The following is an 18,281-nucleotide window of genomic DNA, read 5'->3' on the forward strand; positions in this document are numbered from 1 at the left end:
GCGGCGTGCGTCTCTCCGATCCGCCGCCGCTGCTGCTCCGGCCTGCCGATTGGGGGCAGCGCCCTGCCGCCGCGCCCGGATTGGTCGCCGATCCGGCGGTGCGCGCCCGCTTCCGGCCGCTGCGGCGCCGCAGCCTGCGGCCGGGCCTCGTCGCCTCGCTGCTGCTGCATGGCGGCCTCGCGGCGCTGGTGGTGCTGGCGGCGCTGATGCGGCCGAAGCCGCCCGAGCCGCCCTCCCCCCTCAGCTACGACCTGGTTTATCGCGAGGGCGAGGTGGGCCAGGAGGAGCCGCCGGCGCCGCAGGGTCAGCCGGTCCCGCCCGCGCCCCCGGCACCCGAGCCGCAGCCGGTGCCCCCCACCCCGCCTCGCCCGCCGACGCCCCAGGCCGAGCTGCCGCGCGAGGCGGTGCCGCCGCCGCCCGCCGCGCCGCCGCGGCCGCAGGCGCCGCCGGCGCCACCCCCGGCCAATACCCGGCTGGCCACGCCGAGCCCGGCGCCGACGCCGCCCGCCCCCTCGCCGCTCGCCGATGCCCTGCCCCTGCCGCCGCCCGCCCCGCCGGCGCCCCAGCCGCAGCCGCCGCAGCAGGAGGCGGCGGTGATCGCGCCGCCGCGGCCCTCGCAGCCCCCGCATGAGCGCCTGCCCGGCCTCTGGCTGCCCGATGCGGCGCGGCTGGCCCCGGCGCCTCGGCAGCAGATGGGGAACCGGCGGCCGCTCGATCTCTCGCTCGGCTCGCTCGCGGTGATGGGCCGGGCGGCGCCCACCGCGCCGCAGGTGAGCGTCCGCGGCGCCCAGGTCGGCACCGACTGGGAGCGGGCCTTCCGGCGTTGGCTCGACGAGAACATCCGCTATCCGCAGAGTGCGGCCGTGGTCGGCGACGAGGGCGTGAACCGCATCGAGGTGCGCGTCGCCGCCGATGGCCGGGTGACGGCCTTCCGGCTGGTGCGGCGCTCCGGCTCGGTCTGGCTGGATGCTGGGCTCGAAGGACCGTTCCGCAATGCGGTGCTGCCCGCCTTTACCGGCCCGGTTGATCCCAATGGCGCCGTCGTCGACCTGACGGTGAGCTGGCATATCATCCGACGATGAGGCACAGGGGGCTGGACGGAGCCATCCGCCGAATGTTGCGTTGCGACACGACGCCGCAATCGCCGCCTGCCCGAATGCCTGGACCAGCGCTATGCTGCAATGCAACATAAGCCCACGATAAGGAAACCCAGCCCGATGACCGTGGTCACCCCCCTGCCGGCACGCGAGCTGATGCTCCGCGGCGCCGAGACCATGTCGCGCGTGATGGACCAGGCCAGGGCCCTGGCCGATGTCACGCGCCGGCAGGCCGAGGCGCTGCGGCCGGATTTCGTGGCGCCGCGGCTGCCCCCGGCGCCGAGCGACCCCTTCACCCTCGCCCGCGACGCCGCCGAATACGCGGTGGATGCGGCGCAGCGCGCCGTCCTGTTCTGGGACACCATGCGCCAGGCCGGCAACACCTTCACCGAGCACGAGCTCGCCGGCTGCCCGCCGGTGCTGTTCTTCGAGCACGAGATGGTGGTCGATGGCCGCAACCTCTCGCGCCCCTGCAACTACGCCCTCGTCCGGATCACGGTGCCGGCGGGCTGCCCGCCCACCGATTCCAGCCTGCGGCCCTTCGTCATCATCGACCCGCGCGCCGGCCACGGCGCCGGCATCGGCGGCTTCAAGTCGGACAGCCAGGTCGGCGTCGCGTTGCGCCGTGGCCATCCGGTCTATTTCGTCATCTTCTTCCGCGACCCCGAGCCGGGGCAGACCATCCTCGACATCACCCAGGCGGAGGGCATCTTCCTGCGCAAGGTGGCCGAGGCGCATCCGACGGCGCCGAAGCCGGTGGTGATCGGCAACTGCCAGGGCGGCTGGGCGGTGATGATGCTCGGCGCCAGCCAGCCCGAGCTGACCGGGGCGCTGGTGCTGAACGGCGCGCCGCTCTCCTACTGGGCGGGCGAGCGCGGCCGCAACCCGATGCGCTATCTCGGCGGCCTCGCCGGCGGCTCCTGGCCGGCGGCGATGCTGGCCGATCTCGGCAACGGCAAGTTCGACGGCGCCAACCTGGTGCTGAACTTCGAGAGCCTGTCGCCGGGCAACACCTGGTTCAAGAAGTACTACAACCTCTTCGCCAACGCCGACACGGAGGCGCCGCGCTTCCTGGAATTCGAACGCTGGTGGGGCGGCTACTTCCTGATGAACCGCGACGAGATCCGCTGGATCGTCGAGAATCTGTTTATCGGCGACCGCTTCGCCCGCGGCGAGATCTCGGCCGGCGGCGGCGCCACCTTCAACATGCGCGCCGTCCGCTCGCCGGTCGTCGTCTTCGCCTCGGCCGGCGACAACATCACCCCGCCCGGCCAGGCGCTGCGCTGGATCGCCGATGTCTACCGCGACGAGCAGGAGATCAAGGCGCTCGGCCAGACCATCGTCTACCTGATGCATGACGAGATCGGGCATCTCGGCATCTTCGTCTCCGGCGCCGTGGCGTTGAAGGAGCACAGCGAGATCGCCGAGCTGCTGACCCTGATCGACAGCGTCGCGCCCGGCCTCTACGAGATGCTGATCACCCGCGAGCCGGGCAGCAATGCCTGGCAGGTCGAGCTGAAGGAGCGGACGATCGCCGATATCCGCGCCCGCAGCGGCGAGGCCAAGAACGAGGCCTTCCCGGCGGTGGCCCGGATCTCGGCGCTGAACCAGTCGCTCTACGACCTCTTCGCCGCGCCGATGATCCGGCAGGTGACGACGGAGGAGAGCGCCGAGCTGCGCCGCCAGATGCATCCGCTGCGCCTGCGCCGCACGCTGATCAGCGACCGCAACCCGGCGATGGCGTCGGTCGAGGCGCTGGCCGAGCAGGTGCGCACGCATCGCGCCCCGGCGCGGCAGGACAACCCCTTCCTCGCCTGGGAGCGGCTCTGGGCCGACAGCGTCGAGCGCAGCATCGACACCTGGCGCGACTGGCGCGATGCCTGGACCGAGATCGCCTTCCACGGGGTCTACGGCATGCTCGCCGCGGTCGGCGTCGCCGGCGGCGAGACGCCGGAGGAGCCGGGCTCGGCCTCGGCGCTCGCCGATGCGCCGGAGGTGCGCCAGGCGCTCGCCCGCATCACCGCCGGCGGCTATGCCGAGGCGGTGGTCCGCATGATGATCCTGCTCGCCCAGGCGCGCGGCAGCGTGCGCCGCTCGCGCCTCGTCCGCTCCAATGCGGTGATGCAGAAGGAACCGCCCTTCAGCGAGATGACGGCGAGCGCCCGGCAGGCGCTGATCCGCGAGCAGACGGTCATCGCCAGCATGGCGCCGGCCGAGGCGCTGGCCGCCCTGCCGAAGCTGCTGCCGAAGCTCGCCGACCGGCGCCGGGCGATGGCGACGGTGGAGGATGTTGCGGGGCCGGAGGAGGAGCTCGGCGATGCCGCGCTGGCGATGCTGAACCAGCTCCGCAGCGCCCTCGGCCTCGCTGCCGGCCTGGTGCCGGTCGGCTTCGAGCAGGCGGCGATGCCGGATTGAGCGGGTCGCGGGAGAGCTAGACCGCCCGGACGCGCGACTCTGCTCTGAAAGCAACAGGCTGCAGCGGAGCAAGGTTCAGGATTGAACGCAATCCGCTGTAGCGGCTGACCGAGGGACGCCAACCCGATCCCTCGGCCATCTGTTGGCCCTGCATGCCACCCTGGCCGATCAGCAGGGCCACGCCTGGATCAGTCGAGTGTTGCCCCCGAGATCTCCACCAATTTCTGCCAGACCTTCTCCTGCTCGCGCATATAGGCCCCGTAGGTCGCAGGGGACTCATCGGCGACCGGAGCGAAGCCGATCGGCTCCATGCGCTGCCGGAAGGCGTCGGATCGGACGACCTGCGTGATGGCGCGATGCAGTATGGCGACGCGGCTCTCGGGCGTACCGGCCGGCACGTTGATGGCGTACCAGCTTTGCATGTCGATGTTGGCGTTGGGCAGCAGCTCCTTCATCCCGGGCACGTCGCGCAGCTCCGGCACGTAGGTGACCCGCTCGGCGCTGCCGACCGCCAGCGGGCGGAACTTGCCTTCCCGCACATTCGGCATGGCGGCGGGGATCACATCGAACATCATGTCGATGTTGCCCGCATACAGATCCTGGAAGGCCGGCCCGCCGCCGCGATAGGGCACATGGGTGATGTCCACCCCTGCCGCGCGCTTCAGCGATTCGATGGCAAGATGGCTGACCGTGCCGGTGCCGGAGGAGCCCATGGTGAGCTTGCCCGGATCGCGCTTCGCCGCGGCCATCAACTCGGCGAAGGTCTTCCACGGGCGGTCGGAGTTCACGATCAGCAGCACCGTCCCGGTGGTCACCCGGGTCACGGGCGCCAGATCGCGGATCGGGTCGAGCGGCATGGAGCGGCGATACAGGAACTTGTTCGCGCAGAGGATGGAGGCCGAGCCGAGCAGCAGGGTGTAGCCGTCCTTCTCCCCCTTGGCGACGACGTCGGCGCCAAGGTTTCCGCCAGCGCCGCCGCGGTTGTCCACCAGCACGTTCTGCCCGAGGATGGGCTGGAGGTGCTCGGCCAGGAACCGCCCCGTCAGATCGACCGCCCCTCCGGGAGCGTAGGGCACCAGGATGCGAACCGGCCGGGTCGGGAAATCGGGCGTCTGGCTCCGGGCCACCGGTAAGACAGAAGCGGACAGGGCGGCGGCCCCCATCATGGCGCGTCGGCTGATCATCCTCGGATCTCTAGGAAAGGCGGCGCCATATGGCAATGGCGCCGTTCCCGGGACCATGTCGGCGTCAGCGGCCCTTGAAGTCGGGCTTGCGCTTCTCGTTGAAGGCGCGGATGCCCTCGATCCGGTCCTCGGTGCCGATGAGCTGGTAATAGGCCTCGATCTCGAACAGCATGCCCGAGGCACGGTCCATCTGCAGGCCCTGGGTGATCGACTTCTTGGCCTGCCGCACCGAGAGCGGCGCGTTGCCGGCGATGGTGCGCGCCGTCTCCAGCACTGCGCCCAGCACCTCCCCGGGCGGGCAGAGCCGGTTCACCATGCCCCAGGCCAGCGCATCCTGAGCGCTGAAGGGGCGGCCGGTCAGGATCACCTCCTTCGCCCGCCGCTCGCCGATGGTGCGCGGCAGGTTCTGCGTGCCGCCGGCCCCCGGCATGATGCCGAGCGTCACCTCGGTCAGCGCGAAGCGCGCCGTCTCGCTGGCATAGGCGAAGTCGCAGCAGAGGGCGAGTTCCAGCCCGCCGGCGAAGGCGGCGCCGTTGAGGGCGCCGAGCAGCGGCGCCGGACAGGCCAGCACGGCCCGCGCCATGCGCTCGAACAGGTAGTGCTGCTCGGCGAATTGCGCGTCGGTCATGCCGTTGCGCTCCTTCAGGTCGGCCCCGGCGCAGAAGGCCCGCTCTCCCGCCCCGGTCAGCACCACGCAGCGATAGGCGCCGGGCGCCGCCTCCAGCGCCTGGAAGACCTCGACCAGCTCGCGCCCCATCTGGGTGGTGAAGGCATTGGCGCGCTCCGGCCGGTTGAGCGTGACCTGCAGGATGTGCGGGCTGGGCTCCTGCACGAGCAGGGTCTCGAAGGCGCGGTCGAGCGCGGCTGGCGGCATGGCGGTGTCCTCACGATCTGGGGGCGAGCGGTCCGTCGGATGGCGATGCGGCGCCGCCGCGGCCCGGTCCCCGCTCTCCAGAGCTTGCTCTATCCCGGCGAAACCGGGCTTGGAACCCCGGCCGAAAACCCCTAGCTTGCTACGCAAAGCAGGAAGGAAGCGGATCCATGGCCGATCTCGTCATCCGTGGCGGCACGGTGATCGACGGCAGCGGCGCCCCCGGGCGCGTGGCGGATGTGGCGATCGAGGGCGGCCGCATCGCCGCCATCGGCGAGGGCCTGCCCCGCGGGCGCGAGGAGATCGACGCCTCCGGCAAGCTCGTCACCCCCGGCTTCGTCGACATCCACACCCATTACGACGGCCAGGCGGTCTGGGACAGCCACCTCGCCCCCTCGGCCATCCATGGCGTGACCACGGCGGTGATGGGCAATTGCGGCGTCGGCTTCGCCCCCGTCCGCCCCGGCACCGAGGACAAGCTCATCGAGCTGATGGAGGGGGTGGAGGACATCCCCGCCCCGGTCCTCTCCCAGGGCCTCGACTTCCGCTGGGAGAGCTTCGCCGAATACATGGCGGCGCTCGACCAGAAGCCGCGCGACATCGACATCTGCGCCCTGGTCCCGCACGCCGCCGTCCGCGTCTATGTCATGGGCGAGCGGGCGCTGGCGCTTGAGAGCGCCAACCAGGGCGACATCGCCGAGATGCGCCGCATCGTGGCGGAGGCGGTGGAGGCCGGCGCCTTCGGCTTCTCCACCAGCCGCACCATCAGCCACAAGACGCTGAAGGGCGACTTCACCCCGACCCTACGGGCGCAGGAGGAGGAGCTCGCCGGCATCGCCGAGGGGCTGCGCGCCGTCGGCAAGGGCTTCATGGAGTTCGTCTCCGACTTCAACCAGCCCGATCCGGCGACCGAGTTCGGCCTGATCCGCCGCGTCGTCGAGCGCAGCGGCCGGCCAGCGGTCTTCTCGCTCACCGCGCGGCACGACCGCACCGAGGCCTGGAAGGAGCTGCTCGCCCTCTCCAACCAGGCGGCGCGCGAGGGGGTGCCGATCCGTCCGGTCTTCCCGCCGCGGCCCATCGGCATCCTGATGGGCCTGCTCGGCAGCCAGAACCCCTTCAGCGGCGCGTCGAGCTACAAGGCGATCGCCCATCTGCCGCTCGACCAACGGGTGGCGGCGATGCGCGAGCCGGAGACCCGCGCCCGCATTCTCTCCGAGGATCGCTTCGCCGGCAGCAATTTCCCGCTGCTCGCCCGCCTCTCCTTCGAGCGCATGTTCCCCTTCGGCGACCCGCCCAACTACACGCCGTCGAAAGAGAGCAGCATCGCCGCCCAGGCGGCGCGCGAGGGGCGACGGCCGGAGGAGGTCGCCTACGACATGCTGCTCGCCGATGACGGCAACAGCTTCATCTTCTGCGCGCTCACCAACTATGCCGACTACACGCTGGATGCGAGCGCCGAGCTGCTGCGGCATCCGAACACCATCATCGGCCTTTCGGATGGCGGCGCGCATGTTGGCTTCATCTCGGACGGCAGCTTCCCGAGCTTCGTCCTGGCCTATTGGGGCAAGCAGCGCGGCCTGCCGGTCGAGGAGCTGATCCGCCGCCAGACCAGCGACACGGCGCGAGCGGCGGGCCTGCCGGATCGAGGGCTGCTGAAGCCCGGGCTGCGCGCCGACATCAACGTCATCGACTGGGACGCCCTGGCGCTGGAGCGGCCGGGCATGCTGTTCGACCTGCCCGGCGGCGGCCGGCGGCTGATGCAGAAGGCCCGCGGCTACGACGCGACCATCGTCGCCGGCGCCGTCACCTATCGCCACGGCGAGGCGACCGGCGCCCTGCCCGGCCGCCTGGTCCGCAGCGCCGTCTGAGCGGCGGGTCCCCTGCCCTTCCGCGGTCGGTGCCGCGGAAGGGCGGATGCCCGTGGCGGCCTAGGCCACCAGGTCGTAGGGAAGCCGCTTCACCTTGTCCATGTTGAGCCCCTCGATCCGCAGCAGGCGCGTCGCGCCGTCGCGGCGCGGCGAGTGCAGCACGCCGGGCTCGTAGAGATAGGCATCGCCCGGCTTCAGCGTGTAGTCGCGCACCGGCTTGGCCTTGCCGGGCGTCTCGCCCTCGGGCCTGGCGAGGCATTCGTAATCCGTCATCACCGTCTCGCCCGCCGCCTGGCCATAGATCGCCCAGGACGGCCCGTGATCATGCGGCCTGCTGTTCTTCGCCCCTTCATAGGCATGGGCGAGGATGGTGAAGCCGAGATCGGGATCCTCGTAGAGCACCTTGCGCTCGGGCGTGCCCTGGGGGATGGCGGCGGCGACGAAGCCGGGATCCTTCAGCGCCTCCTGCACCAGCTCGACCACGTGCACGCGCCCGGCCGGGCCGGGATCGGCCAGCAGCGCCTCGCGGCAGTGTTTGGCGAATTGCTCAACCGAGAGCGACATGACCCTTCCTCCTTCAGGCCACAAGCAAGCCGCGCCGCGAAGGGGATGTCAAACCCATCCACCGCCGGCAGACTGGACGGGGAATGGAGACGACGCCATGCGCGCCATCTGGTACGAGCGCCCGGGGCCGGCCCGGGAGGTCCTGCAATTCGGCGAGCGGCCGCGGCCCGAGCCCGCCCCCGGCGAGGTCCGCGTCCGGCTGCTCGCCTCGGGCGTGAACCCGGCCGATATCTACCGCCGTGCCGGCACCGCCTATGCCAATGAATGGCCGCTGATCATCCCGAACAGCGACGGCGCCGGCCTCGTCGAGGCGCTCGGCGCGGGCGCCGATCCGGCGCTGCTCGGCCAGCGGGTCTGGCTTTACAACGCCCAGCGCGGCCGGCCCTTCGGCACCGCCGCCGAGTATAGCTGCGTGCCGGCGGATTGCGTCCACCCCCTGCCCGCGACCCTCCCCTTCGAGATCGGCGCCTGCCTCGGCATCCCGGCCATGACCGCGCATCGCTGCCTCTTCGCCGATGGCCCGGTGCGCGGCCTGCGGGTGCTGGTCTCGGGCGGCGGCGGCGCGGTCGGCAACTACGCGATCCAGCTCGCCCGCTGGGGCGGCGCGGCGCAGGTCCTGGCGACGGCGAGCGGCGGCTGGAAGAGCGAGGACGCCGCCGCCGCCGGGGCGGAGCAGGTCTTCGACTACCGCGCGCCGGACTGCGTCGGGCGCATCCTGGCGGCGACCGGTGGCGCCGGCGTCGACCGCATCGTCGAGGTGGATGTCGGCGGCAACCTGGCCATCTGGGGCGCCGCCATCGCCCTGAACGGCAGCGTCATCGGCTATGCCAGCCGCGGCGGGCTGGCGCCGGCGGTGCCGGTCTCGGCGGTGCTGATGCGCAAGAACGTCAACCTGCGCGGCGTGGTGCTGAACAGCGCCCCGGCGGCAGCGCGGCGCCAGGCGATGGAGGAGGTCACGCGCTGGGCCGCCGAGGCGCCGCGGCTGCACCGCATCGCCGGCAGCTATCCCCTCGCCGATTGTGCGGCGGCGCATGAGGCGGTGGAGGCCGGCGGCAAGCGCGGCACGGTGGTGGTCCTGCCCGCGGCATGAGCCCGGCGGCCCCGACGCCCGCGGGCATCAGGGCCGCCGCCTGTCACCCGAGCGTCAGCCCGCCATCCACCGTCACCGTCTGGCCGGTGACCATGGCCGCGCCGGCGAGCAGGAACAGCATCACCTCGGCCAGGTCGTCCGGCGTGCAGCGGCGCTTCAGCAGCGCCTTCTCGATCGAGCCGCTGCGCTGCTCATTGGTCCATTCGATCGCCCAGGCGCTGTCCACCGCGCCCGGCGCGACGGCATTCACCCGCACCTCCGGCGCCAGGGCGCGGGCGAGGTTCCGCGTCAGGCTGACAACGCCGGCCTTGGTCGCGCCATAGGCCATGGAGGAGCCGACATGGCCGAGGCCGGCGATGGAGGCAGTGTTGACCACCGCGCCCTTCGCCGCCCGCAGCGCCGGCGCCGCCGCCTTGGTGCAGCGGAAGACGCCGACCAGGTTCACCTGCACCACGTCGTTCCACAGCTCCTCCGTGATCCGGTCGAGCTCGGCCGGCGGGATGCTGGTGCGCGTGCCCGGCGTGCCGGCATTGTTCGCCAGGTAGTCGAGCCGGCCTAGTTCCTGCACAGCCTGCTCGACCATGCGCGGCGCATCCGCGGCATCGCCGACATTGCCCGGCGCCGAGATCACCTCCAGCCCCTCGGCCCGCAGCTTCTCCACCTGCTCCGGCCCGCGCGGATCATCGGCGAGGTGGTTGATCGCCACCTTCGCCCCGTTGCGCGCGAGCTGCGTCGCCAGCGCCAGGCCGATGCCCGAAGCCGCGCCGGTCACCAGCGCGGCCTTGCCCGTCAGATCGTAGCGGATCACAGGTCGCGCTCCGTTCCTGCCATGACGCCGATCTCGCGCATCGCCCGCTTCAGCGCGATCAGCCGCCGGTCGCGCTCCTCGAAGAGCTGCGCCGGATCGCCCGGCCAGTCGTAATAGCCGGCACCGGCGAGCACGCCGGTGCGCCCCGCGGCGACCAGCCTGTCGAGGGTCGGGCTGCTCTCGCGCGGCTCGGGCGGCGCGTAGCTCTTGTTGCGCGCCACCGCCTGCAGCAGCGGCAGGCCGGTGAAATCCGCCTTGGCATAGACGCCGAGGATCTGCAGCCGCAACGCCAGGCCGTGGATGATCGCGGCGTCGATCTCGGGCGCCGTCGCCACGCCCTCGTCCAGCAGGTTCTGCACCTCGTTGCCGATTGCCGCCTGGATGCGGTTGGCGACGTAGCCAGGGACGAATTTGGCGAGGCCGAGCGGCTGCTTGCCCATCGCCTTCAGCATGCCGAAGACCTGGTCGAAGGCCGCCTTGTCGCAGCGCGGCCCGGGGATCATGTCCACCAGATCGACCAGATAGGGCGGCGTGTACCAGTGGGCGATCATCGCCCGCGCCTGCCGGCGCTCCGGGATCAACGGGAAGACGTCGAGATAGCTGGTGTTGCTGGCGAGGATCGCATCCGGCGGGGCGCAGGCATCGAGCCGCTCGTACAGCGTGCGCTTCGCCTCCGGCACCTCGATGATCGCCTCGACGATGAGCTCGGCGCCGTCGACCGTCTCCTCCAGGCTCTCATGCCGGGTCACCGCCTGCGCCAGATGCCCCGAAGTCCAGTCCTTCGGCGCCTCGCCGCCGGCCACCAGCGTCGCCAGCGCCGTCTCCATCAGCCCCTGCGCCCGGGCGAGGGTCGCCGGGTTGCTGTCGGTCAGCCGCACCCGGTGCCCGCCGAGCGCGAAGACCAGCGCCAGCGCATGCCCCATGGTGCCGGCGCCGATGACTGCCACGCGTGCCATTGTCCCACTCCTCCTCATGGCGTCCAGGGGTCGGGCGTCCAGGGGTCGGGCGCCCGGCAATCGATGTCGGTGACGACATCGACCACCACCGTCTCCTCCGCGGCGATCGCCTCGGCCAGCGCCCCGGCGATCTCTCGCGGATGCTCCACCCGGATGCCGCGCAGCCCGAATTGCCGCGCCACGGCGGCGAAGTCGGTCGGGCCGAAGCGCAGCACCTGCTCCGCCGCCGCCGGGCGGTTGCCGGCCTGCCGCAGATAGCTCGGCCAGCCCTGGCCGAAGCCGGAATTGTTGTTCACCACCAGCACCACGGCGATGCCGCGGCGCTTCGCGGTCTCGAGCTCCGGCAAATGGTAGTAGAGCGCGCCATCGCCCGACCAGCACACCACCTTGCGCCCCGGCGCGGCGCATTTCGCGCCCAGCGCCGCCGGGAAGGCCCAGCCGAGCGAGCCGGCGGCGCGCAGATAGGTCTGGCCCGGCGCGAGATCGACCAGCGTGCCGGTCCAGATGCCGGAATAGCCGGTATCGGCGACCAGGATGCCGTCCGGCGGCAGGGCCCGCGTCACCTCGGCGCAGAGCCGCGCGGGGTCGATCGCCACCGCCTCGCTCGACAGCCTCGGCGCGATCTCCTTCCGCCAGCCGGCGAGGATGGCCTGCGCCTCGGCGAGGAAGGCGCCGTCGCGCGGCGCCTCGCCGAGCGCCGCCGACAATGCCTCCAGCACCGCGCGGGGATCGCCGAGCACGGCGACCTCGGTCGCGTAGCTGCGCTCGAATTCCAGCGGATCGGCGTCGATCTGCACGATGCGCGTCCCCGGCCGCGGCACCCGCCAGCCATGCGTCACCTGGTCGCCGGTGTCGCAGCCGACGAACAGCACCAGCTCGGCCGCATGCAGGATGCGGTTGGCCGGCGGCGCGGAATAGCTGCCGACCACGCCGATATGCAGGGGATGCCGCGTGTCGATCAGCCCATGCGCGCCGAGCGAGGTGGCGATCGGCGCCCGCAGCGCCTCGGCCAGCGCGAGCAGCGCCGCGCCGCAGCCGGACAGCGCGGCGCCGTCGCCGGCGACGATGGCGATGCGCTGGCTCGAGCGCAGCGCTTCCGCCGCCGCCCGCAGCATGGCCGGATCCGCCTGCGGCCGGTGCCGCGGCGCTGTCCAGCCGGCGAGCGCGGCCGGCGGCTCCCCGGTCTCCGTGGTCTCCACGAACTCGCCCATCAGCCCGTTCAGGTCGAGATGCACTGGTCGTGGCGGCACCGAGACGGCAGCCGACCAGGCTTGGCGGAATTGCCGCGGCAGGTCGGCCGCCTCCTGCACCTGGGCCGAGAGCTTCGTCACCGGCGCCGCGAGCGGCGCATGCGCCACCTCCTGGTAGGCGTTGCGGTTCTGGTGGCCGATCGGCTTGCGGCCGGTGATGGCGAATACCGGGCTGCGCCCGAGCCAGGCATCCTGCAGCCCGGCGATGAGGTTGGCGGCGCCGACCGACTGCGCCGCGACGACGCCAGGCCGGCCGGAGACCCGGCCATAGCCATCGGCCATGTAGACCGCCGCCTTCTCGGTATGCGCCAGGACCGGCTGCACGCCGAGCCGCTCCATGTCGAGCAGGCTGCGCCGCAGCACCGCATCGACGAAGAACACATGCGTCTGGCCCGAGTCCCTGAGGCTGCGCACCAGCCACTCATGCCCCTTCATCGGGCCGTTCATCGGCCGCGCCCCCGCCTTGCCATCGCCCGGCATTCCTCCGCTTGTCGTTCCCCGTGGCGGGGCGATACTGCCGCGAGAGCGGAGGAAACCCAATGGCCGATCTGCTGATCCAACAAAGCCAAGGACCCGGGCTGCGCTACCAGGACATCGAGAACCCGGGCGATGTCTGGCACTGGCTGGAGGCGCCGCCCGATGGCGCGACGGCCGGCATCCCCTATGCCTTCATCGCGGCGCTGGGCGATGTCGCCCGGCCGGCGCCCTTCCTCTACACCGTCGAGCTCGACATCGCCGAGCCCGACCTGCCGGCGATCTACGACTGGTACGAGCAGGAGCACCTGCCGCTGCTGACCTCGGTGCCGGGCTGCATCGGCGGCACGCGTTACCGCCGGCTCGACGGTGGCGCGCCGAACCTGCTGGCCGCCTACCGCTTCGAACGGCCGGAGGTGAACCAGTCGCCCGAATGGGTCACCGCCCGGAGCACCCCCTGGTGCGAGCGCGTGCGACCCCTGTTCCGCAGCACCCGCCGTTTCGTCCGGCGACTTATCGATTGAAGCGGCAGCGCACGAGTCGCTAGCCTTCCCGGCGAAGCCGCGCCGAGACGCGGCCCCACGGGAGAGGAGACGACGGGATGCGCATCGCACCGCGCCTGGCCGCGCTGGCGGCCGGGCTCTTGCTTTGGGCGGGGCAGGTCGCCGCCCAGGTCCAGATGGTGATCCCCTGGCCGGCCGGCGGCGGCACGGACATCATCGGCCGGCTGATCCAGCCCGTCTTCGCCGAGACGCTCGGCGCCCAGCTCATCATCCGCAACGTCGGCGGCGCCACCGGCACCATCGGCACGGCGGAGGTGGCGCGGTCGAAGCCGGACGGGCTGACGCTGATGCTCACCTCCATGGCGCCCATCGCGGTGCAGCCGAGCTTCCGCAGCAACCTGCCCTACAAGGCCGAGGATCTCGCGCCGGTCTGCCTTATCGCCGAGGCGCCGCTGACGCTGATGACGCCGAAGACGACGGGGCTCCGCAGCGTCGCCGACATCGCCGCGCGCGCCAAGGCCTCGCCCGGCCAGCTCCCCTATGCCTCGGGCGGCGTCGGCGGGCTCGGGCACCTGGCGATGACCGGGCTGACGCGGGCGCTCGGCATCGAGATGAACCACGTGCCCTTCCGCGGCTCGGGCGACAGCGTGCTCGCCATGCAGTCCGGCACGGTGCTGATGCTGGCGGCCGAGGCCAATCTCGTCGCGCAGTACGGCATGCACGCCATCGCCGTCTTCGCCGAGCGGCGCAGCCCGGACACGCCGGATGCGCCGACCCTGCGCGAGCTCGGCTACGACCTCGTCTACCCGCTCTGGACCGGCCTCTTCGCCCCCGCCGGCACGCCGGAGCCGGTGCTGGCGCGGATCGACGCCGCCTGCGCCGCCACGCTGCGCACGCCGAGCGTGGTGGAGGGCATGACGCGCGCCTCGCACCCGATCCGCTACCTCGACCGCCGCGCCTTCGGCGACTATGTGCGCTCCGAGGTGGTGAAATATGCCGAGTTGATCCGCGCCTCCGGGCTGAAGCCGGGCGAGTAGCGCACGCTCAGCCGGCGGGCCGCTTGCGCAGCAGGTAGCGGTGCCGCCCCTCCAGCACCTGCACGCCGCGCTGGTTGTGGATGCTGGCGGCGAGGCCGAGGATGCCGGTGCTGCGCTGCGGCACCAGCTCATCCACCACCAGCACCGGGTAGAGCGTGTCGCCGAGGATCACCGGATGCAGGAAGCGCGTGGACTGTTCGAGGAAGCCCTTCAGCGACTCCTCGACCATATGCTGGAACAGCCCCGCCCCGGCGCAGGTCTGGATCGCCACCTGATAGCCATGCGCCAGCATCCCCGGCAGGCCATGCGCGCGGCAATATTCGGCATCGTAGTGGACCGGGTGGTTGTCGCCCGAGGCGGCCTGGAAGGCGGCGAAGAGGCCGCTGGTCATGGTGCGGCTCGGCAGCGGGAAGCGCTCGCCGAGGGCGAAATCCTCGAACCAGCGCTGTGCCGGGACAAGGCGGTGCGCGCGCGGATCGAAGCTCACCGCGTCACGTAACCCATGGCGCGGTCGCGCGCCCGCGCCGCCGGGTCGCGCGCGGCTGGGTCGCCGAAGCCGCCGCCGCCCGAGGTCTCGAGCCGCACCCGGTCGCCGCGCCGCAGCGGGACATTGTCGGATTTCGGCGGCAGCGGGCTCTCGGCGCCGTCGCGCGTCAGCACCAGCCGCCCGACCGAGGCCGGGTCGCCGCCCGCCAGCCCGTAGGGCGCATGGACGAAGCGGTCCATATTGGCGGTGAAGAAGCAGCGCGGGCTGTCGATGCGCCATTCCCGCAGCAGGCCGAGGCCGCCGCGCCGCGCCCCCTCCCCGCCGCTGTCCGGCAGCAGCGCGTAGCGGGTGATGGTGAGCGGCGCCTGCGCCTCGATCATCTCGATCGGGATGTTGCTGTTGTTGTGCATCCCGGCGGAGAGGGCGTTGACGCCGTCCTTCGCCGGATGCGCGCCGGTGCCGCCGATCTCGATCTCGACCAGCACCTCGCGCCGCGCATCCTCGGCGACGGTCTGGAAGGTGCAGACATAGGAATTGCCGTAATAGGCGGCCGGGATGCGGTCCGGCACCGCCTGGTGCAGGGCGCCGAACATGGCGTTCAGCAGCCGGTGCGTCACCGCGATGCGGTGCACGACCGGCGCCGGATGCCGGGCATTCACCACCAGCCCCTCGGGCGCGATGGTCGTCACCGGCCGGTAGCAGCCGGCATTGGCGGCGAAGGGCTCGTCACAAGCGCACATGACCGCGAACATCACCGCCGCATTGCTGCTGGCGAGCGTCGCATTGGTCGGCCCCTGCACCTGCGGCGAGCAGCCCGAGAGATCGACCGAGATGGCATCGCCCTTGATGGTCAGCGCCACATGCAGCCGGATTGGCTGGTCGAGGTCGATGCCGTCATCGTCCAGCCAGTCGGTGAACTCGTAGGTCCCGTCCGGCATGCGGGCGATGGCGGCGCGCATCGCCTGCTCGCTCATGTCGAGGATGCGGCGCCCGGCCTCGATCATCCCCTCGGCGCCGTAGCGGGTGGCGAGGCGGCGGAGCGCCGCGGCGCCCACCTCGAGCGAGGCGATCTGGCTCTGCAGGTCGCCGAGCAGCAGGTCGGGCTTGCGGATGTTCTGGCGGATCATCGCCCAGACCGCCTCGTTCCGCCGGCCGTTCTCGATCAGCTTCAGCGGCGGGATGCGCAGCCCTTCCTGGAAGATCTCGATCGCCTTCGCCGCGTAGCTGCCCGCGACCAGCCCGCCGACATCGATATGGTGGCAGAGCGTACCGACGAAGGCGATGCGCCGGCCTTCATGGAAGACCGGCTTGAAGGCGCAGATATCCGGCAGATGCTGGCCACCGCAATAAGGGTCGTTGGAGATGACGACATCCTCTGCGCCCCAGCCCGTTGGGTCGATCCACTTGTCCAGCAGCTCGCGCAGGAAATGCGACATGCTGTTGAGATGGCTCGGGATGCGCGCCGATTGCGCGAGGTTGTTGCCCTCGGCATCGAAGACGGCGGTGGAGTAGTCCAGCAGCTCGCGCACGATGGTGCTGCGGCTGGTGCGCCAGACGGTAACGTCCATCTCCGCGGCGGCCGCGGTCAGCGCGTTGCGGATCACCTCGATCTCGATCGGGCCGAGCGTGGCGGCGGTCATGCGTCGCTCCGTGCGATCAGCGCGCCCGCCGGGCCGAGCGTCGCGGTCCAGCCGCGGCCGATCCAGTGGGTGGCGAAGGGTTCCTCGACGATGGCGGGGCCGGTGATGCGGTCCTCCGGCGGCAGCGCCTCGCGATCCCAGACCGGCACGTCGCGCCAGGCGCCCTCCTCGAAGACGCGGCGGCTGCCCTTCAGCGCCGGCCACGCCGCCGGCACCGGCTCCGCCGTCTCGGGCTTCGGCAGGCGGCCGGTGGCGATCGCCCGCAGGGTGACGATCTCGACCGCCTCCGCTTCGTCGGCATAGCTGAAGCGCTGCCGGTGCGTCGCGTGGAAGCGGGCCAGCAGCGGCGGCAGGTCGCAAGCCTCGGGCCAGGGCACCAGCAGCTCGAAGGCCTGGCCATGATAGCGCATGTCGGCGGCGATCGCGATCTCGCGCCGCGCGGCCGGCACGCCGTCCCGCGCCAGGCCGGCATCCGCCTCGGCGCGCAGCTCGGCGACCAGCGCCTCGATCGCCGACAGGCTGGCGGGCAGCGCCGGCATCACCCGCGAGCGAGCGATGTCCTGCACCAGGTCGGAATAGAGGATGCCATAGGCCGAGAGCGTGCCCGGCTCGCGCGGGAAGATCACCTCGCGGATGCCCATCTCGGCCGCCACCTCCGTCGCGTGCAGCCCGCCGGCGCCGCCGAAGGAGAGCAGCGAGAAGTCGCGCGGATCGAGCCCCTTCTCGAACAGCGAGAGCCGCACCGCGGCGCCGAGATTGGCATTCGTCACCGTCAGCATCCCCTGCGCCGCCGCCTCGACCGGCAGGCCGAGCGGCGCGCCCACCCGGGCTTCGATCGCCGCCCGCGTCGCCGGCATGTCGAGCCGCATCATGCCGCCGAGGAAGTAGTCGGGGTCGAGCCGGCCGAGGGCGAGGTTGGCATCGGTCACCGTCGGCTCCGTCCCGCCGCGGCCATAGGCGACCGGGCCGGGGCGCGAGCCGGCGCTGCGCGGCCCGACCGTCAGCCGCCCGCCGGAATCGACGCCCGCGATGGAGCCGCCGCCGGCGCCGATGGTGCGCATCTCCACCATCGGCAGGCGCACCGGCAGCCGGTCGATCTCGCCCTGCGTCACCACCGAGACGCGGCCGCCCTGCACCACCGAGACATCATAGCTGGTGCCGCCCATATCGACCGCGACGAGGTTCGGCCGCCCCAGCAGCGCCGCGACCCGACCCGCCGCCAGCGCCCCGCCCGAGGGGCCGGAGAGCAGCAGGCGCGCCGGCTGCCCGGCCGCCTGGCGCAGGCTGCAGACGCCGCCATTCGACTGCACCAGAAAGACCAGGGGCTGGAACCCGCCTTCCCCGAGCCGCGCCTCCAGCCGGTCGAGATAGGCCTTCACCACGGGTATCAGCAGCGCATTCAGCACCGTGGTGCTCGCCCGCTCGTATTCACGGATCTCCGGGCTGATCTCGCTGCTGAGCGAGACCGGCAGGCCCGGCCGCGCCGCCGCCAGCAGCGATTTCAGCCGCTGCTCATGCGCCGGGTTGGCGTAGCTGTGCAGCAGGCAGACCGCCACCGCCTCGGCGCCGAGCGCCTCCAGCCGGGCGACGAGGCCGGGGATCGCCGCCTCGTTCAGCGCCCGCTCCGGCGTCCCGTCGGCGCGCATCCGCTCCGGCACGCCGAGCCGGCGGTCGCGCTCGATCAGGCAGGGAAAGGGATCGGGATCGACCTTGTACAGCTCCCGCCGCACATGCCGGGTGATCTCCAGCACGTCCTCGAAGCCCTCGGTGGTCAGCAGCACGCCGCGGGCGAGCTTGCGTTCCACCACCGCATTGGTGGCGATGGTGGTGCCGTGCAGCAGCAGCCCGACCTCGGCGAGGGCGAAGCCGAAGCGCTGCGAGGCTTCCTCGACGCCGCGCAGCAACCCGATGGAGGGATCCTCCGGCGTCGTCGGCGTCTTCCAGGCCCGCACGCTGCCGTCGCGGGCATCGAGCACCTGCAGGTCGGTGAAGGTGCCGCCGATATCGACGGCGATGCGGACGGGTCGCTCGCTCATG

15 protein-coding genes are annotated in these 18,281 nt (G+C 72.0%); 6 read left to right on the top strand and 9 right to left on the bottom strand.

The window, feature by feature from the left end:
• The first annotated feature begins 5 nt into the window (after positions 1 to 5).
• Positions 6 to 1,082, top strand: coding sequence for a hypothetical protein (locus tag HJG45_RS29150; RefSeq protein WP_171610777.1), 1,077 nt, complete (start codon positions 6 to 8; stop codon positions 1,080 to 1,082).
• Positions 1,083 to 1,217: 135 nt separating this feature from the next.
• Entirely contained in the window at positions 1,218 to 3,512 is a 2,295-nt protein-coding gene (locus HJG45_RS03850; RefSeq protein WP_171610778.1) for a DUF3141 domain-containing protein, read from the top strand.
• 188 nt (positions 3,513 to 3,700) lie between these two features.
• Here HJG45_RS03850 and HJG45_RS03855 read toward each other — a convergent pair whose 3' ends face one another.
• Together HJG45_RS03855 and HJG45_RS03860 are read right to left on the bottom strand one after the other, a co-directional pair.
• The gene (locus HJG45_RS03855; RefSeq protein WP_171610779.1) at positions 3,701 to 4,696 is read right to left on the bottom strand and encodes a tripartite tricarboxylate transporter substrate binding protein; all 996 of its coding nucleotides are present in this window, start codon (positions 4,694 to 4,696) and stop codon (positions 3,701 to 3,703) included.
• A gap of 64 nt (positions 4,697 to 4,760) precedes the next feature.
• Positions 4,761 to 5,570, bottom strand: coding sequence for an enoyl-CoA hydratase-related protein (locus HJG45_RS03860; RefSeq protein WP_171610780.1), 810 nt, complete (start codon positions 5,568 to 5,570; stop codon positions 4,761 to 4,763).
• A 167-nt stretch (positions 5,571 to 5,737) separates the two neighbouring features.
• On the opposite strand from HJG45_RS03860, the gene HJG45_RS03865 reads away from it, so the two are divergent.
• Positions 5,738 to 7,435 carry an amidohydrolase family protein gene (locus HJG45_RS03865; RefSeq protein WP_171610781.1) on the top strand — a complete coding sequence of 566 codons (1,698 nt, stop codon included), beginning with the start codon at positions 5,738 to 5,740 and terminating at the stop codon, positions 7,433 to 7,435.
• A 60-nt stretch (positions 7,436 to 7,495) separates the two neighbouring features.
• On the opposite strand, the gene HJG45_RS03870 is transcribed toward HJG45_RS03865, so the two are convergent.
• Positions 7,496 to 7,999 (bottom strand): hypothetical protein, encoded by a 504-nt coding sequence (locus HJG45_RS03870; RefSeq protein ID WP_171610782.1) that lies wholly within the window; start codon positions 7,997 to 7,999, stop codon positions 7,496 to 7,498.
• A 97-nt stretch (positions 8,000 to 8,096) separates the two neighbouring features.
• Here HJG45_RS03870 and HJG45_RS03875 point away from each other — a divergent pair, with 97 nt between their 5' ends.
• Positions 8,097 to 9,089 carry an NADPH:quinone reductase gene (locus HJG45_RS03875; RefSeq protein ID WP_171610783.1) on the top strand — a complete coding sequence of 331 codons (993 nt, stop codon included), beginning with the start codon at positions 8,097 to 8,099 and terminating at the stop codon, positions 9,087 to 9,089.
• A 43-nt stretch (positions 9,090 to 9,132) separates the two neighbouring features.
• Here the strand turns inward: HJG45_RS03875 and HJG45_RS03880 are convergent, their stop codons facing one another.
• Genes HJG45_RS03880 through HJG45_RS03890 form a run of 3 tightly spaced genes read right to left on the bottom strand, consistent with a single transcriptional unit; the run spans position 9,133 to position 12,583 of the window.
• Positions 9,133 to 9,897: an SDR family oxidoreductase gene (locus tag HJG45_RS03880; protein WP_171610784.1), complete on the bottom strand. Its 765-nt coding sequence runs from the start codon at positions 9,895 to 9,897 to the stop codon at positions 9,133 to 9,135.
• On the bottom strand, positions 9,894 to 10,853 hold the full coding sequence (locus HJG45_RS03885) for a 3-hydroxyacyl-CoA dehydrogenase family protein (protein WP_171610785.1): 960 nt from the start codon (positions 10,851 to 10,853) through the stop codon (positions 9,894 to 9,896). Before HJG45_RS03885 ends, HJG45_RS03880 begins: the two co-directional genes overlap by 4 nt.
• A 14-nt stretch (positions 10,854 to 10,867) precedes the next feature.
• On the bottom strand, positions 10,868 to 12,583 hold the full coding sequence (locus tag HJG45_RS03890) for a thiamine pyrophosphate-binding protein (protein ID WP_171610786.1): 1,716 nt from the start codon (positions 12,581 to 12,583) through the stop codon (positions 10,868 to 10,870).
• A 59-nt stretch (positions 12,584 to 12,642) separates the two neighbouring features.
• Here HJG45_RS03890 and HJG45_RS03895 point away from each other — a divergent pair, with 59 nt between their 5' ends.
• Together HJG45_RS03895 and HJG45_RS03900 are read left to right on the top strand one after the other, a co-directional pair.
• Positions 12,643 to 13,101 carry a hypothetical protein gene (locus tag HJG45_RS03895; RefSeq protein ID WP_171610787.1) on the top strand — a complete coding sequence of 153 codons (459 nt, stop codon included), beginning with the start codon at positions 12,643 to 12,645 and terminating at the stop codon, positions 13,099 to 13,101.
• Positions 13,102 to 13,178: 77 nt separating this feature from the next.
• A complete protein-coding gene (locus HJG45_RS03900) occupies positions 13,179 to 14,117 on the top strand; it encodes a tripartite tricarboxylate transporter substrate binding protein (RefSeq protein ID WP_171610788.1) in 939 nt (312 codons plus the stop codon).
• Between the two features lie 7 nt (positions 14,118 to 14,124).
• Here the strand turns inward: HJG45_RS03900 and HJG45_RS03905 are convergent, their stop codons facing one another.
• From HJG45_RS03905 to HJG45_RS03915, 3 genes are read right to left on the bottom strand one after another with little or no spacing between them, the layout of a single operon-like run.
• On the bottom strand, positions 14,125 to 14,604 hold the full coding sequence (locus HJG45_RS03905) for a MaoC/PaaZ C-terminal domain-containing protein (RefSeq protein WP_171610789.1): 480 nt from the start codon (positions 14,602 to 14,604) through the stop codon (positions 14,125 to 14,127).
• Positions 14,601 to 16,244: a hydantoinase B/oxoprolinase family protein gene (locus tag HJG45_RS03910; protein WP_171610790.1), complete on the bottom strand. Its 1,644-nt coding sequence runs from the start codon at positions 16,242 to 16,244 to the stop codon at positions 14,601 to 14,603. The genes HJG45_RS03905 and HJG45_RS03910 overlap by 4 nt, the downstream gene beginning before the upstream one ends.
• Complete coding sequence (locus HJG45_RS03915) at positions 16,241 to 18,280, bottom strand: hydantoinase/oxoprolinase family protein (RefSeq protein ID WP_171610791.1); 2,040 nt, start codon at positions 18,278 to 18,280, stop codon at positions 16,241 to 16,243. The genes HJG45_RS03910 and HJG45_RS03915 overlap by 4 nt, the downstream gene beginning before the upstream one ends.
• Position 18,281: the final 1 nt, after the last annotated feature.

Origin of the sequence: Roseicella sp. DB1501, assembly GCF_013112485.1 — a bacterium.
In the GTDB taxonomy this organism is placed as follows: Bacteria; Pseudomonadota; Alphaproteobacteria; order Acetobacterales; family Acetobacteraceae; genus Paracraurococcus.